Source organism: Peribacillus sp. TH16 (assembly GCF_016651095.1).
GTDB lineage: Bacteria > Bacillota > Bacilli > Bacillales > DSM-1321 > Peribacillus > Peribacillus butanolivorans.
In genome coordinates, this window is sequence record NZ_JAEKEM010000005.1 from 15,715 (window position 1) to 31,848 (window position 16,134).

13 protein-coding genes and 1 pseudogene are annotated in these 16,134 nt (G+C 38.3%); 5 read left to right on the top strand and 9 right to left on the bottom strand.

The features are described from left to right. Positions 1-286 precede the first annotated feature (286 nt). Positions 287-1,816, bottom strand: coding sequence for a glycosyltransferase (locus JFV29_RS13205; protein ID WP_201184332.1), 1,530 nt, complete (start codon positions 1,814-1,816; stop codon positions 287-289). Between the two features lie 544 nt (positions 1,817-2,360). On the opposite strand from JFV29_RS13205, the gene JFV29_RS31685 reads away from it, so the two are divergent. Together JFV29_RS31685 and JFV29_RS13210 are read left to right on the top strand one after the other, a co-directional pair. Then, positions 2,361-2,519, top strand: coding sequence for a DegT/DnrJ/EryC1/StrS family aminotransferase (locus JFV29_RS31685; RefSeq protein WP_446728248.1), 159 nt, complete (start codon positions 2,361-2,363; stop codon positions 2,517-2,519). Positions 2,520-3,388: 869 nt separating this feature from the next. After that, entirely contained in the window at positions 3,389-4,252 is an 864-nt protein-coding gene (locus JFV29_RS13210) for a glycosyltransferase (protein WP_201184335.1), read from the top strand. Positions 4,253-4,701: 449 nt separating this feature from the next. Here JFV29_RS13210 and JFV29_RS13215 read toward each other — a convergent pair whose 3' ends face one another. From JFV29_RS13215 to JFV29_RS13240, 8 genes and pseudogenes are all read right to left on the bottom strand, one after another. Next, positions 4,702-4,845 (bottom strand): hypothetical protein, encoded by a 144-nt coding sequence (locus tag JFV29_RS13215; RefSeq protein WP_201184338.1) that lies wholly within the window; start codon positions 4,843-4,845, stop codon positions 4,702-4,704. Positions 4,846-5,037: 192 nt separating this feature from the next. Then, entirely contained in the window at positions 5,038-5,286 is a 249-nt protein-coding gene (locus JFV29_RS13220) for a hypothetical protein (RefSeq protein ID WP_201184341.1), read from the bottom strand. 270 nt (positions 5,287-5,556) lie between these two features. After that, positions 5,557-6,021: an exosporium glycoprotein BclB-related protein gene (locus JFV29_RS31380; protein ID WP_342366557.1), complete on the bottom strand. Its 465-nt coding sequence runs from the start codon at positions 6,019-6,021 to the stop codon at positions 5,557-5,559. A gap of 2 nt (positions 6,022-6,023) precedes the next feature. After that, the gene (locus tag JFV29_RS13225; RefSeq protein ID WP_342366558.1) at positions 6,024-8,063 is read right to left on the bottom strand and encodes a magnesium transporter MgtE N-terminal domain-containing protein; all 2,040 of its coding nucleotides are present in this window, start codon (positions 8,061-8,063) and stop codon (positions 6,024-6,026) included. Positions 8,064-8,108: 45 nt separating this feature from the next. After that, positions 8,109-8,348 (bottom strand): hypothetical protein, encoded by a 240-nt coding sequence (locus JFV29_RS30450; RefSeq protein ID WP_242486865.1) that lies wholly within the window; start codon positions 8,346-8,348, stop codon positions 8,109-8,111. A gap of 202 nt (positions 8,349-8,550) precedes the next feature. Then, a pseudogene (locus JFV29_RS31690) lies at positions 8,551-8,689 on the bottom strand (IS6 family transposase); the annotation flags it as partial. Between the two features lie 763 nt (positions 8,690-9,452). Further along, a complete protein-coding gene (locus JFV29_RS13230; protein WP_242486870.1) occupies positions 9,453-10,529 on the bottom strand; it encodes a glycosyltransferase in 1,077 nt (358 codons plus the stop codon). 29 nt (positions 10,530-10,558) lie between these two features. Then, the gene (locus tag JFV29_RS13240; RefSeq protein WP_201184347.1) at positions 10,559-11,863 is read right to left on the bottom strand and encodes an FkbM family methyltransferase; all 1,305 of its coding nucleotides are present in this window, start codon (positions 11,861-11,863) and stop codon (positions 10,559-10,561) included. A 1,166-nt stretch (positions 11,864-13,029) separates the two neighbouring features. Here JFV29_RS13240 and JFV29_RS13245 point away from each other — a divergent pair. The 3 genes from JFV29_RS13245 to rfbA all read left to right on the top strand — a co-directional run bounded on the left by JFV29_RS13245 (position 13,030) and on the right by rfbA (position 16,129). Then, complete coding sequence (locus JFV29_RS13245) at positions 13,030-14,154, top strand: aminotransferase class I/II-fold pyridoxal phosphate-dependent enzyme (protein WP_201184547.1); 1,125 nt, start codon at positions 13,030-13,032, stop codon at positions 14,152-14,154. Continuing rightward, entirely contained in the window at positions 14,151-14,786 is a 636-nt protein-coding gene (locus JFV29_RS13250; protein ID WP_201184350.1) for an acetyltransferase, read from the top strand. Before JFV29_RS13245 ends, JFV29_RS13250 begins: the two co-directional genes overlap by 4 nt. 476 nt (positions 14,787-15,262) lie before the next feature. Beyond that, a complete protein-coding gene (rfbA, locus tag JFV29_RS13255; protein ID WP_201184353.1) occupies positions 15,263-16,129 on the top strand; it encodes a glucose-1-phosphate thymidylyltransferase RfbA in 867 nt (288 codons plus the stop codon). Positions 16,130-16,134 lie beyond the last annotated feature (5 nt).

The following is a 16,134-nucleotide window of genomic DNA, read 5'->3' on the forward strand; positions in this document are numbered from 1 at the left end:
AATAATTAATGAGGGGGTTTTTTCATAAACACCTTTCCCTTCCCCTTTGTATCAAAATATATGATTGACTGTTTTATGGTTTTGAAGGGGAGGTTTTTACTGATAAATTCTTAATCTAATAATTGAGAAGACAAAAAAACGGGAAGGTTTATTAACCCTCCCCGTTTTTAATTTACTTGTCATCAGGCGTGATAATAAAAGTAAGATTCAAGTTGAAATAGTCATAGTTTGGGCATTTTTTGTTAACTAGCTCCTATAGCAGCAACTCTTATCATCCTTGCAGAGGTTAAGGCAACACTACTACTTTCTCAGAACATGAAGAGCAAAACTTGGCATATTGGATACACGTTTCTATTGAATCATTCTCCTCCATTGGCCACCAGCGGATGGCTCCCATGGGCGCCCTTGACGCAAAGCTTTCGATTCCAGCAGGAATACGACCAACAATAACAACCTCGATTTCATTAAAATTGGTATCTATGCCCTTTTGAAGAGTTTTAAATAATTGGGTGTGCTCATTTGTAAGACAGGAGTGAGGAATAGGAAATAGTATGGAAACTCTAGATAATTCTTCATTAATGATATGAGCAGTTTTTCGTGCTGGATTATCTGTAGTTGTCTCCCATATACGACTATATGGCACACTCTCGGGTAAATTCAGTTCTTCCAATCTTGTGTAGATTCTCTGGGAATAATAACTGTTTAGTTCTTTTACGAGGATTTGAATCTGCTTATTTCTCTGAAAAGTAGAGTTATCTCCATTTTCATTTCGATATTGGATATAGAGTAAATCGGGAATAGATACATACTTCGTACTAAGAAACGTCCGAACTAGCATATCGTAATCGTCTGCAACCAATAGTTCTTCGCGGTGGCCTCCAATTAGATGGTAAAAATCCCTCGCCCACGCACGAGGATGATTAGGTAAACCAACCAAATGGCGGATTGTATTCCCATTGATGGTAGTGTGTCTTTGCACATTTTGCCATCGATTCATTTCATGTACCCAGACTCGATAATGAATACTAAATCCAAAACCACAATCCCAACCATACCAATGAGCATGGTGGCTCCCTACGTGCACCTCTGCACAATCCCCATAAGCAAAGCCACATTCAGGGTGTTGTTGAAATGCATCGACGATTTTCTTCAGGCAATTTGGAGTTAGGTCATCATCATGATCTACTTCCACTAAAATTTCCCCTGTACATAGACCTGCTGCATACCGTTTGATTGCCCCTATGTAGCCATTGCGGGAATCTTGGCGATACCTCCTCACACGGGGATCGTCTAGAGGCAGTAAATCTTGGTTGTATGTCTCATCCTCATCACCGGAGTCGTCTACAATAACCCATTCCCAATTAGAGTAAGTCTGATTCAATAGAGAGCGATAAGGTCGCTGAATTTTGTCTTTGGACTTGTAGCTAGCTGTGAACACGGACACTAAAGGAGTATCTGAAGAAAAACGAGTCGAAGGTAGCGCTTTATTTTCAGGGAGAGGATCGGTCCGTTTGAGCCAGCAGAAAAATAAATTGAATGGTTGAATTTCTGTTGAAGAATTGTAATGTAACCAACGTTTTCTCTCGTGAACAGGTAACGCATTCAGTGTTCTAAATTCTTCCCACTCCGTTCCCAATGAAACATATACACGAGGATTTTTAGGATTTATATCCAATAATGCATCATCAGGTCCATACAACTTCACTGTGATTCCACTTTCAGCCAGTCTCATTAACATATCTTCCAATCCATCCCATGAATTTTTCTTTGAAATAAATAGGTGAGTTGTCAATAGTGGAGTATGATCCGATGACATATCCATCCCCCTTTCAGAATATCCAACACAAACTATAGATTCGTATTGATTCATGAGTAAGTTTTTATAACCATTACTCATTCTCTTCATCATATGAATTTTTTTACATCGATTATATATATAGGAAATATTAGAAAATATTACTCCATGCAACTCAAAGACAAACCCAGACGTTCATTTTGAACGAATCAGTAACATTACAATATCAACGGAGGCTGATGTTCAAAAAGAATGCATATGCCCCTCTCCATCTTAGAGCCACCAAGCAAAAAACGACGTCTATGGTCACAATCACTGCATGGTCATGAGCTATTTTTGAAACGGTGGCAGAGAGAGCATTCATTTTCAGGGAAGATCAATTTAATTTTTCATCAGTTGAAGTCTATTACCAAAGCGATAGCAATATATTTTAGATGAAGCAAGGAGTCGTTGATCACGTATTTGTCCGAAATAAAATTATCTCGAATTTACAGTACTTTCGGCACCCTCAATAACCTGTGAACAACGAGTATTGGATAACCTATGAGCCGGCTTATTATTAGTTATTCCCAAAGTAAGCGTTCAAGGGGGAAATAGCTATGTCTCGATGCCGAATTTCACATTTTTTACAACCCTACTCCTGGCTACGATATGGTGTGGAATAGAGTCATTTTTTGTAGATACTCGTTCGGATAACTGGTGTATGGATGAGAAGAGCCTTTAGTGAGTAGCTAATACTGGGCGATCAAGTGGACACGTTTATTCCATATGCTACCTTTGGTACATATATGACCCTCGACTTCTATCGACAGATCCACGAATCTGGTGTACCAGTGGTTGTAGGATACTTCAAATTTATACTTGGTACCTCAAACAATTATATCAAAAAGATTTCTAGGTAATGACTGGACAGTTCAAAAAGCTGAAAGGAAAATTGCCTTATCTACGGGATGCCTATTTGGTCCAGAAGGTCCACAAAACGATGACATCATTCATTCGCTTACGAGTTAAAACATCCAATCACGGACTTATTTTTCTCCTCCTTATTATCAGCATCCATTTTTATAGGTATCCTTATACGCCTTGGCTAGTTCCGGAGAATATATCCAGTCGAATCTTAAGTTTATCTATATGGAAATAAATCACAAACAAAGATGTTCGTTTGAAGGATGGTTCCTTCAGAAAGACGTTGGTGATTTGGTGTTGTGGTAGTAATGGTCGTAAAGTTCTTTAACTTTGTGAGCAAATCGGAATTCAAGGGACAGAATTTCTGGATGAACGACTTGAATTAAAAGGGCTTAATCGTAGATAATGCTCCTATTTTAGGTGATTTACTAATATCTCTTCGCTACTAAAAACAGGTAAAAATTATATATTCTAGCACAAAGGATCCATTCCTAAAGTAACGTCTAGTTGAAAAAACAAAGAAGTTTAGTTTTCAATTTGCAGGTACGTTAGTTAGTACATCCTTCTATGTTCATTGTTAAACGAAATCATTTAGGAGAGCCGCGATAATCGAATTGTAGATTTTGTGACAGTTGCCCCAGTGTCCATATCGGAGGGAATGTTACTATTTAGGAAGGAGGAGTATCCGTGGTAATTCCATTAGTAAGTATAGTCATACCTGCGTATAACCGACCACATACTCTAAAAATAGCCATCGATAGTGTATTAGAACAAACCTACCCGAATATAGAAATCATCATCTGTGATGATAGTTCAGATGATCGAGTACAAGATATGCTTGTTCCTTATTTACATTCATTTCCTCAGATCAAGTATCATAAAAACGAACGGAATTTATTTCTTGAAAATTGGCACAAATGCTTTGATCTAGCATCAGGGGAATATATCAATTACTTGATGGATGATGACGTTTTTCAAAAAGAAAAAATCGCAAAAATGATCTATTTTTTTAATGAATTCGAAAATATTTCACTTGTTACCTCTTATCGACAAACCATCGATGAATCAGGTCAGTTTCTCCCTCCTATCGGTGCAACGGCTAGGTTATATGAAGAAACAAGAATTTTAGATGGAAAGATGTTGGGGAACGTTGCATTAACCCGTTGTCTCAATGTCATCGGTGAACCGACAACAGTGTTATTTAGAAAAAAAGATCTTACCGAACTTTATGGAGTATACAAAGGGAAACAGTATTCTCTTATCAATGATCTAGCTGCCTGGTTGTCATTATTATCAAAAGGAAAAGCTGTGTATATTCCGGAAGCTCTTAGTTATTTTCGAAGACATCCGAATCAAAATAACAACATACTAGGTCTAAAAACATTTAGTCAATGGTTAGATATTATAGTTGCCTCACGAGAAGATGGATTTCTTGATACGAACGATTTATTCAAATCTGCTCTTCACTCTTATTGTGAGCGCGTAAAGGATTATCATGAATTTGTAGAAGATATCAAGCAGATTGAAATGATATTAACAACCTTGGACTAAAAATCTAGCTATGTGCGCCAGTTGTTCATAAAATTACAAAGACTTAATTTCTTTTTAAAAAAGGGATTAAGGATATTAGTTATTAAGTGAATCTTAATTGTTCACCTTGGATTGTCTTTTGGTATTTTTTAAAAATTATTCCTATTATAACAATGTATGGATAACATTTTTAATAGATGCCGGTTATCTTTACCTTGATTCTGAACTTGAGAGAGCCTTTTAATTATCTCGTAAAATAAAACGAATTCTAATAAAGAAGAAATTAGCCTGCTTTCGAGAATTTGTTAATCTTATGTATACACAAAAGGACAAGACATCGAACGTTTGGTAATCGTCAGAGATAAAGATGTTTGTTCGACAATATGTAAAAAAGCGAATAAATGCTTGTTTCTATCACTAATTACGGATTAATCAGTTCATCATAAGGGGAGTAAATCACTGTAAATTGCTTAATCTCTATCTTTCTCACCTTTTGGTACAGTATATAATGTATCGGTTTTACCTTCATTGGATATTCCGTTTTTTCTGTGTTCGTCTTCAATTACTAAGTCGAGAAGTTTATTACCGATTTTCATGTCAGTATTTAGAAACATGAAAAGACCACAAAGCTTCCTATTAGAAATGCTTTGCAGTCTTCTCTTGTATTGAAATTGAATGATGCCAAAGGCGTAACTATATAAGTATTACGCCTTTGATTTCGTTCATGTTTAAAAGCTGGATATACATTGAAAATCCCAAACTTGTTACAGGGTTCTCTGGTATAAATTACAACAAAGTTTCAACTACTAATGTGGCGACCGGAAGTAGCTCTTGTACCAATGCCTACAGCCTGTATTTCCACTGTACCTGCAGCAAGGTATTAGAGCTGTTACAGTACCAACTATTGGAGCACCAGCAAGTGAAGTAAAGACTGGACCCACAGGCACTCCGTTTACAAATACCTGTGCCCCACCTGTGCTTGATGGGTCTGTCGGTAACAATAAAGGACCAGCAAGGTTCCCGGTAACACCAATACCAAATAAAGGAACCTGCACTGAACATGCAACATCACTACCAACTGGAACAGAATTTTTTCATAAATATCTTCCCATTCCCCTTTTTATCAAACTATACGATGAACTGTATTAATGATTTTTGGAGAGGGAGATTCTTACTGATAAATTCTTAATTTTAAACTGAATAGACAAAAAAAACGGGAAGATTATTATCCTTCCCGTTTTCAAATAAATTGTTATGGGGCAATTTCTAATCGGTTTTTGTTAAACTGCAACTGATGTCTTGAATTAGAAAATACTAACAAAATGTTAATTAATCGTTATACCCGCGCTTGCAAAACCTTCAACCGCAGTGAGAACCGAAACTGCAGTATCTATAGAGAAAACCAGTAATAATTTTTCCCCTGCAGTAACCCCTAGTGCAGTTGCAGCAGTACCACTAGCTGTATTTCCAATGGAAATTACAGGTCCTAAAGCTGGTGTTAATAGTACAAAGGCGCCTGATGGAGAAAAAGTATTGCTAGCTGCAGGTGCCGTATATATTTCTGCTCTAATAGTAACTGGTGTACCTATAATTACTGCCACTGTCGTACTAAAGAATGCAGATATTGATGATACAGTTCCGGCACGAGGTGCTACAAATGCGAAGTCAAGCACGCCCCCAATACCAGGACTTAGTGTAATTGTTCCTCCACCAATAGTAACACCTTCAAAAGAACTTCCGAACCCAATAAGACCTCCAGTATCAAGTAATCCACCTAGAACACTAGTCAATGTTACTGGGGTACCGGAAGCGAAAGGAATAATTGCACCACTCCCAGTGGCGCCTTGTGGACCTTGAACGCCTTGAGTACCAGTGGCTCCTTGTGGGCCTTGAACGCCTTGAGCACCCGTAGCACCTTGTGGGCCTTGGTCTCCTTGAGTACCCGTAGCACCTTGTGGGCCTTGAACGCCTTGAGCACCCGTAGCACCTTGTGGGCCTTGGTCTCCTTGAGTACCAGTGGCTCCTTGTGGGCCTTGAACGCCTTGAGCACCCGTAGCACCTTGTGGGCCTTGGTCTCCTTGAGTACCAGTGGCGCCTTGTGGACCTTGAACGCCTTGAGTACCAGTGGCTCCTTGTGGGCCTTGAACGCCTTGAGCACCCGTAGCACCTTGTGGGCCTTGGTCTCCTTGAGTACCAGTGGCGCCTTGTGGACCTTGAACGCCTTGAGCACCAGTAGCACCTTGTGGGCCTTGGTCTCCTTGAGTACCAGTGGCTCCTTGTGGGCCTTGAACGCCTTGAGCACCAGTAGATCCTTGTGGGCCTTGGTCTCCTTGAGCACCAGTATTTCCTTGTGGGCCTTGGTCTCCTTGAGCACCAGTATTTCCTTGTGGGCCTTGGTCTCCTTGAGTACCAGTAGATCCTTGTGGGCCTTGGTCTCCTTGAGCACCAATAGTACCTTGTGGGCCTTGGTCTCCTTGAGCACCAATAGTACCTTGTGGGCCTTGGTCTCCTTGAGCACCCGTAGCACCTTGTGGGCCTTGGTCTCCTTGAGCACCCGTAGCACCTTGTGGGCCTTGGTCTCCTTGAGCACCCGTAGCACCTTGTGGGCCTTGGTCTCCTTGAGCACCAGTAGCACCTTGTGGGCCTTGGTCTCCTTGAGCACCCGTAGCACCTTGTGGGCCTTGGTCTCCTTGAGCACCAGTAGATCCTTGTGGGCCTTGGTCTCCTTGAGCACCCGTAGATCCTTGTGGGCCTTGGTCTCCTTGAGCACCAGTAGATCCTTGTGGGCCTTGGTCTCCTTGAGCACCCGTAGATCCTTGTGGGCCTTGATCGCCTTGAGCACCCGTAGATCCTTGTGGACCTTGGTCCCCTTGAGCACCCGTAGATCCTTGTGGACCTTGGTCCCCTTGAGCGCCCGTAGATCCTTGTGGGCCTTGGTCCCCTTGAGCACCCGTAGATCCTTGTGGACCTTGATCGCCTTGAGCACCCGTAGATCCTTGTGGGCCTTGATCGCCTTGAATACCCGTAGATCCTTGTGGGCCTTGATCGCCTTGAGTACCCGTAGATCCTTGTGGGCCTTGGTCCCCTTGAGCACCCGTAGATCCTTGTGGGCCTTGATTGCCTTGAACACCCGTAGATCCTTGTGGGCCTTGATCGCCTTGAGCACCCGTAGATCCTTGTGGGCCTTGATTGCCTTGAACACCCGTAGATCCTTGTGGGCCTTGGTCTCCTTGAGCACCCGTAGATCCTTGTGGGCCTTGGTCTCCTTGAGCACCCGTAGCACCTTGTGGGCCTTGGTCTCCTTGAGCACCCGTAGATCCTTGTGGGCCTTGGTCTCCTTGAGCACCAGTAGCACCTTGTGGGCCTTGATCGCCTTGAGCACCCGTAGATCCTTGTGGGCCTTGATCCCCTTGAGCACCTGAAGATCCTTGTGGGCCTTGATCCCCTTGAGCACCCGTAGATCCTTGTGGGCCTTGATCCCCTCCAGAAGGTCCTTGAGTACCTTGAGTACCTTGTGGACCTTGTGTACCTTGTGTACCTTGAAGTCCTCCAGAAGGTCCTTGAGTACCTTGTGGACCTTGGGCTCCTTGGGTACCCGTAGATCCTTGTGGGCCTTGGGCTCCTTGGGTACCCGTAGATCCTTGTGGGCCTTGGGCTCCTTGGGCACCCGTAAACCCTTGTGGGCCTTGGGCTCCTTGGGTACCCGTAGACCCTTGTGGGCCTTGGGCTCCTCGGGCACCCGTAGACCCTTGTGGGCCTTGAGCTCCTTGTGATCCTGGATTACCTTGAGGTCCTTGATTCCCTTGAGGTCCTTGATTCCCTCGAGGTCCATGATTACAATGAGAAGGTACGTTTACGTTCACTTTAACGTTTTGCTCTACCTTTTGTTCTTGTTTAGATTCGCATTTGCATGGACTATGTCCACAATCCGAACATTTATTATTGTCACATTTACATTTACTATGTCCGCAATCCTTACATTTTTTATGATCGCACTTGCATTTGCTATGGCCGCAATCTTTACATTTTTTTTGATTGCATTTGCATTTGCTATGGCCGCAATCTTTACATTTTTTATCTCTTTTATCCATACCCAATTTTGTATCCTCCTTTTCACAAAACATACATTATTCTATGAATATGGAGTTTATTGGCTTGGATAAAATTCGCCCAATTGTTAAAAATACAGAACCATTTTAAAATCCCTGAGCATATCCTTAAAATTCACTAGACTAAGTCACACTTTATCCAGCCTTTGTTACCCAGCCAATAAAGACAACATGATCTTCTACTAAAATAGAACAGTAGAGATAGTGAAGTATGACACGAGGCCTAGAAACATAGAAAGACCGCAATGTTTTCTTGAAGAAGAACATTGCTGCCTTTTATCTTGTTGTTTCTAAGGGGAAAATCAATAGTGTTTTCTTAGGAATCTATAACGTGATACAATCTCATCCAATAGCTATTAAATTGATTTACATTTATTTATATTTCATCTGACTCTCAGTTATCATTTGATGGCTAAAAGATGACGTCATACTCCATCATCATATCGTCCCCATTATAAATTATGCTGGAGCCATTTGATAAGCTAAATCCCTCCATTATCTATCAAAATGAGAATACTTGGTTATAGCGCAGATACCATTTCCAATGTAATGTCAGATTCATATTTCCCTTGAATAACTGTTGATTTAAAGCTGAATTTTGCAACAAATCCCTTTTTTTCATGTTCTGAAACAATTGGGACACAAGAGGTTTAATAAATGAAAAGAATTTAGGTTTTGGTAAATGGTAATCAAGTTCTAGATATCGCTACTGGCGATCAAATTTCATTTTTAAATAACGATAAAATTGGTTACAATCAATGACTACGTTGCTCTATAGGGAATAAAAAATAATTGAAGGCTAGTCCGGTGAGTAATTATGTGAGTTGTCCACCTACAAAATGATGTGGATTATACCGACATTAAAGAAATACCTTTCGAATAAGTCGAAAACCAATGTTGGAGATCGAAGAAAGTATTACGTCTTGTTGGATTTTGTTTACTTGTAAAGAGAAAAGTTACAGATAAAATTTGTAGATTTGATGAACGTTTTGAATATGAGTCTCTTTTCAAGATGATGATCCACTTTAGACCCCCATTTTTCGACAGTATCATCTATATCAAGAAAACGTTTCTCCTAACTTATATGCTCCTATTCTGTATAATTTATTTAATTATTGATTGTTGCCGAAAATGTGCGATAATTTTGATTTCACAATAACTTTAGAATCAAAATTATTTTTGATTTTAGTTGCACCTTTTATCCCAATCTCCATAGCTTGCTGGAAGTTTTCCTTGATCCAGATCAAAGTGTCTGTTATTGAGTTCAAATCTGCTTCCACCTCAAGATAGTCTACACCGCTTTCAAGTATAAATTGGTCATTACGAGGATTGGTGGAAACTAAAACACATCCAGTTGCCATCGCATCAACTGCTGCTGTTGTTGGAAACCCATCCAGAGCAAACTGATCTTGAGTACCACAGTAAATGAATACATGGGATTGCTCATAAAGAATCTTTATTCTTTCAGGATTTAGTAGACCAAAAAAAGTATAATTTTTATTCGTTAGTAAATGGAGGTCATTCTGCCAATCACCTATAATATTTAGATGAAAATGTTCATCAAGTTGATTAAATACTTGTGCCAATAATGGAAAACCTTTACGTTCAGCACGATGAGCAGAAAAAGTTAATTGTATTCGTTTAGATTTAGACTTTGGAACATAAGAGTAGAAATCCGTATTGATTACTACCGGAAAATAAATGCTAGTTGGGATAACATTTAATACTTCATCAATGTTCGTAAATACCGTTTTACAATTTTGGTCAGCCATACGAAGAAATTGATCAGAAGTGGAAGGATCCAGGCCACCACCAGGATACAATGTTGTGTGGATGTTAATATCATTCTCTTTTATAAATGGACTTATATTAAATCTTGGATTTGATCCAGGCATATAGGTACCATCAGAGAGATAACAGGCACCTTGCAAACTTAAAACAAGATTTAAAAAAACACAATATATATCAGTAATCCCTTCTTTTTTTGCAATTATTTCAAAAAACTCAAACTTATAAACTGGTGTAGGAAATTCATCCATATTTAAGTCCGTTGCAAAAAAAAGAGTATCCGGTCTCTGTTTGAAAATTTCAATATTTTCCCAATAGCGAAAACCACTTTGTTTCCATGGAAAAGTGGTATCGATTACCGCAAGGCGACGTGTCATGTCAGACAAAGCACCATTTTTCATATCCAATTCAATTTAACTCCTTCCATTTCTTACTCCGGGACTGCAAAAAGAATCGTTTCTTGGGCATATATCGTATAGTGACCTAAATAGAACTTGTATTCTAAATCTAATTCTGCAATGAAGTTTACAACATTGGCAAAATCATTAACTTGATGATAGATTGCAATGGCAAGTTTAGGACGAAAAGTTTGGATAGTCTGAGTAGCCCCTTTCAGCGCATTCATTTCAGCGCTCTCTATATCCATCTTAATGAAATCAATTTTAGGAATATTTCTTTCTTTGACCAAATCATCAATAGAAATCGTTAATGTTTCTTCATTGAAATCGTCCGTCTTGGTGAATGAAACAGAACTCGCAGCTCCCTGATCCATGTAATAAAGTTTTTCATTTGATACATTCCAAAGCGGTCGCTCAACAATAGTAATGCGCTGTTTAAGATTTTCATTCAGGCCTAGATTTTTAGTCATAATCTCTAAATTACTTGGTATGAATTCTATTGTATAAACATGCCCATTTTCACCAACTTCATGAGCGAAGTAAAGTGCGGTGTCCCCAAAACACCCACCTGCATCGATAACAATATCAGCTTTCCTTGCTTTAATTGCAGGTGCAATCTTATCGTACTCATATTGCCGATCCATAAAAGTAGCGCTCAGTCCAATAGAAATGCAGAATAGCTGGAGGTCATATCCTACTGTTCTCAAATCAAAAAGGGAAAGGTTCCATCCGTGATATTTGGTCTTAATAGTCTCATTCGCGTGAATAAGATTTTGAAGGGATTGCCTTTGAGACCAATATTCATTAGTATTTAGAGGTAGCTTTACTTTCTTATTGCCCAGTAATCTAAATGCCAAAACTTTCATCAACAAATTCCGCGAGGCTTGATCTTCAAGATGGTAAAACAGTTCAATAATTCCTTGTATGTGTTTAAGAATTTCCTTTTTCTCGTTTTGTGTGTTAACAACTATCCGATCAATAGAAACTGGTACAGCCATAAGCTCAAAAAGTTCCATATCGATATTATAGTAATAGTCATTCATTGAATGCTCGAGTAGCTCTTTGATAAGTAAATCTAAGAAATCAGGAACAGGTTGAACCTTGTTTTGATTAGTTTGAATATCATGTTCGGATTTAAATAACAGTGTTCTCGACTTTTCTTTTACATATATATCATTGGAAATATCAAGAATCTTTGAAAAGCAGATTTTGGATAACTGTTGTCGACCACTGGTATAGTATATCTCACCAAGTTGCAACAAGGAGTCCACATCATGTATATCGTTAATCAGGCTTTCTTTTAATGTTCTTTCGATTGAGGCTAATTCATCTTGCATGTCGTAATTACCACCTTTTTATCCAGAAGAAAGCAATATGTGTATTATGCTGGCTCTCCTAGATATAATGTTTTCAAGGGGAGAAAAAATGCCCCCTTATTCGGTCATTTTTGGTTTTCCGATAACCTTTATTTCTCCCGCTTTTAACGAAAATCACCTAAGTCTTATAATTATCTAGCATGATAAGTACTTGTCGCTTTCCTCATGCGCGATCATTTTGACATACGTTTTCTTTATCACCTTTTATCCACATTTATGCAGAGTATAATTTTTAATAACTGTTCCTGAGGTAGTTTAGTAATGATCATTTTTTTCTATTCCTAAATTCTAATGGATACAGATCATCACGAATTTCTTGATTCTGGCATTTTCAGACCAATAGCAAAATACCTTTTTTGTTGCAAAGCAATCTTTGTTTTACTTTGCTTTTTCTCTACATGAGCCATAAAACTACAATGATTCTTAGACCGGAAATTTTTATAAACTATCGGGTTACTCAATAAACCTAAAAGTTATCTCCACTGAGAATGTAACAAATATGTTTATCTGACATATTTCTACTTCTAGTCCGATTTTCTCTTAATCCGCAATGTAATCTTATGCTAAAAATCATCTTTCAATTCCTCAGAAATATAATGAAAACTCAGCCTTGGTATATGTACTTTAGTCCGATTAAAACCACCCTGCTTTTTACCATAACTTGACACTATAGCTGATATCTCTTATATAGCTAAACGGATGTCATTGTTCATCATTTTTGACTAAAGAAATTTGAAAATTATAGGATTCCTATTAATCGCCAATTTATAGCCATAAAATTTATTTACAAGGAATATTAATGGAAGGTACACCAAAGAACTATTGTGGTTAAAATTGCAAAAAATCTCCATCAATCATAAATCGTATCATGAATGACTAGACTTAATTTTTAATTCAAGAGTTCAAGAGAGGTTTTTAAAAAAAAAGCTCAGATCTAATTAAATCGCTCAGCAGTATCAGCGTCATAACATTATACAGTTCTGTCTTTCCAACAATCCTACTTTATAGAAAAAACCAGCCCTGATTCGGAATTTAAATATATTTTCGGATAGATAATCGAATAATTAGCGGCAATTATGTAAGAAAGAAGTTAAATTTATAGATTAATTGAAACGGAGATGAAAAGTATCCTTAAAATTCCGTTTTTACGACCCAACTTGGTGACACAAGACACATATGCCAATTATTTATCCCAGATTGAAAAATCCAGATGGTACAGCAATTACGGACCATTGAATACTCTTTTTGAAAAAAGAGTCCTAACCGAATACTATGAAGGAAACGGAGCGGTGCTCACGGTCAACAATGCTACTATTGGACTGATGTTAGCTATTAATCAGAGTAAACAGCCTAAAGGTCAGTTTGCATTAATGCCTAGCTTTACTTTTTCAGCCACCCCTTTAGCGGCTATGTGGTGTGGTTTAGAACCTTATTTTGTAGATGTGAACAAAGACGATTGGTGTATGAATGAGGAACTTGTAAAAGATGCATTAACAAAATTAGGAGATAAAGTGGCGGTCGTTGTTCCCTACGCAACCTTTGGAACAGACTTAGACCTATCCTTTTATAAGCAAATCCATGAGTCGGGGATACCGGTGGTTTTTGATGCTGCCCCTAGTTTTGGAACATCAGGGCGTAGTGGATCATTTGGTAATAATTTCTCCGGCCCTATCGTGTTCAGCTTTCATGCTACTAAATCATTTGGTATTGGTGAAGGCGGCTTAATATATAGCGCTGACAAAGACTTAATAAGTCAAATTCGCCAAGCAGGAAATTTTGGGTTCTCGACTAATAGGGAAACTATATCACAAGGTCTTAATAGCAAACTATCAGAATATAGCGCAGCCATTGCTCTTGCAACTCTGGATGCCTTTCCTGAAAAAAGTCGACAGAGACAACAAATTTATCAATGGTACCTAGAGCAATTCCAACAAACCCCTGTGTTAAAAAATGAGTGGCAACTCCAAAAAACAGAAGGGGAAATTGCCCATCAATTTATGCCTGTTCTCTGTCCTAAAAATCAAAGTAATCTAGATTATGTGAAATTGCTGGCTGACAATCAAATAGAAGCACGAACCTATTTTTCCCCTACTTGTCATCAACAAAATTTTTTCACATCATTCAACCGGACATTAATGCCTGTTTCCAATAATATTTCAGGACGCATATTGAGTTTACCTCTATGGGAAGAAATGAAACAAAGTGATATTGTGCAAATAACGCAAGTACTTGCCAAAGGATTGGAACCATGAAGAAAATTGTCATCTGGGGATGCGGAGGGCATGCACGTGAGGTTAATCATCTGTGTGAAAATTCAAATTATGAGGTTATAGGATTTCTTGATGAAAGATCGGAAATGAAGGGGTTAATAATAGATGATGTACCGGTATTGGGCGATCTTCATGATATTTATTCTCTTCGGAACATGGTTAAAATTGTTTGTGCTGGTGTAGGAGACCCATCTCTAAAAAAGCGGTTTGTCACCAAAACCAAAAATGCAGGTTTTGAGATTGCTGACACAATAGTGCACCCTTCTGTTTTCATATCAAAGAGGAGCACACTTGGAGTTGGATCGATTATTTGTGAAGGAACCATTATAACCACAAATGTTCAGGTGGGGAATTTTGTTATCATTAATAGGAGTTCAAACATTAGCCATGATAATATCATCTCCGACTATGTCACGATAGGTCCTGGAGTTAATATTGGAGGTAATGTTTCAATTGGTGAAGGAGCATACATTGGCATTGGTTCCTCTATACGTGAAAAAATCAATATTGGGGCTTGGTCGGTTATAGGGGGCGGAGCATTTGTAAAGAATGATGTTCCTGCGAAAACCCTTTATGCGGGGGTACCTGCACAGTTAAAAAAAGATTTAGATTAGAATGTAGGTTAATAACGCTTAACATATAGTTATAAACTAAATGGGTTCCAGTGAAAAAAATTAAGCCCAAGACAATTTCAAAATAGTTTTATGGAATGGACAATGAAAACTCATTTAATTGATAACATATCAGCCTGTTATTATTCTAATAGACAGGGTTAAAGGATACTTACACTTACTGATTATTTTATCAATAGAAACCCGATTTACTTTTATCTCAGCAAACCAAAAGAAAAGAATAAAAGGCTACAAAGCACGTTTTCAACTTAGCTTTGTAGCCTTTTTATGTCATTAAACCTCGATCTCATAAGAAATCTATATACATTTTTAAAAAATCGCACTTCATTTGCACTGAATCCAATCACATTCTTGGTGCATATGATGAAAAGGATTAATTTTTCAGTGAAGTTCAGCAACTGATAATATTTACATTCATTTTGTTTTTTAAATCTCTGTTCGAGGAGGTGCATTTAATAATGAAAGGAATCATATTAGCTGGTGGATATGGCACTAGATTATACCCGTTAACGAAAGTTGTCTCAAAACAGTTATTACCTGTTTATGATAAACCCTTGATTTATTATCCATTGTCCGTACTAATGCTTGCTGGAATTAAAGATATCTTAATCATTTCTACCCCTCTTGATACACCTCGTTTTAAAAATTTATTAGGGGATGGATCACAATTAGGAATCAAAATAAGTTATATATCACAGGAAAAACCGGATGGTATCGCACAGGCTTTTATTGTAGGAGAGGATTTTATAGGAAAGGACTCTGTATCTTTAATATTAGGAGACAATATTTTTTATGGACATAATTTCACTAAAACACTAGAAGAAGTCGTTACTCGAAATAATGGTGCGACTATATTCGGCTATCATGTTAAAGATCCTGAACGATTTGGTGTTGTAGAATTTGATGAAAATCGGAAAGTGATATCTTTGGAAGAAAAACCTGTAACTCCTAAATCTCATTATGCAATTACAGGCCTTTATTTTTATGATAATAACGTTATTGATATTGCAAAGAGTATTAAGAAATCTTCTCGTGGAGAATATGAAATTACTTCGGTGAATGAATGTTACCTCAAGAAAAACCAGTTGAATGTTGAGTTATTGGGTAGAGGATTTAGCTGGTTAGATACCGGTACTCATGAATCACTACTTGACGCTTCTTTATTTATCCAAACCATTCAAAGTCGGCAAAACGTTCAAATTGCTTGTATAGAAGAAATAGCCTTTCGAAAAGGATTTATTTCATCACAACAACTTCTGGACTTAGCTAAACCATTAGAGAAAAATGAATATGGGAAATACCTTGTAAGATTAATAGAAAATTAACAGCT

What these genes read in the sequence shown, in the direction of transcription:
- JFV29_RS13205 (WP_201184332.1), bottom strand. Translation starts at nt 1,816, where the DNA reads ATGTCATCGGATCATACTCCACTATTGACAACTCACCTATTTATTTCA.
- JFV29_RS13215 (WP_201184338.1), bottom strand. Translation starts at nt 4,845, where the DNA reads ATGTTTCTAAATACTGACATGAAAATCGGTAATAAACTTCTCGACTTA.
- JFV29_RS13225 (WP_342366558.1), bottom strand. Translation starts at nt 8,063, where the DNA reads ATGGACCTCGAGGGAATCAAGGACCTCAAGGGAATCAAGGACCTCAAG.
- JFV29_RS13230 (WP_242486870.1), bottom strand. Translation starts at nt 10,529, where the DNA reads ATGAAAAATGGTGCTTTGTCTGACATGACACGTCGCCTTGCGGTAATC.
- JFV29_RS13240 (WP_201184347.1), bottom strand. Translation starts at nt 11,863, where the DNA reads ATGCAAGATGAATTAGCCTCAATCGAAAGAACATTAAAAGAAAGCCTG.
- JFV29_RS13250 (WP_201184350.1), top strand. Translation starts at nt 14,151, where the DNA reads ATGAAGAAAATTGTCATCTGGGGATGCGGAGGGCATGCACGTGAGGTT.
- rfbA (WP_201184353.1), top strand. Translation starts at nt 15,263, where the DNA reads ATGAAAGGAATCATATTAGCTGGTGGATATGGCACTAGATTATACCCG.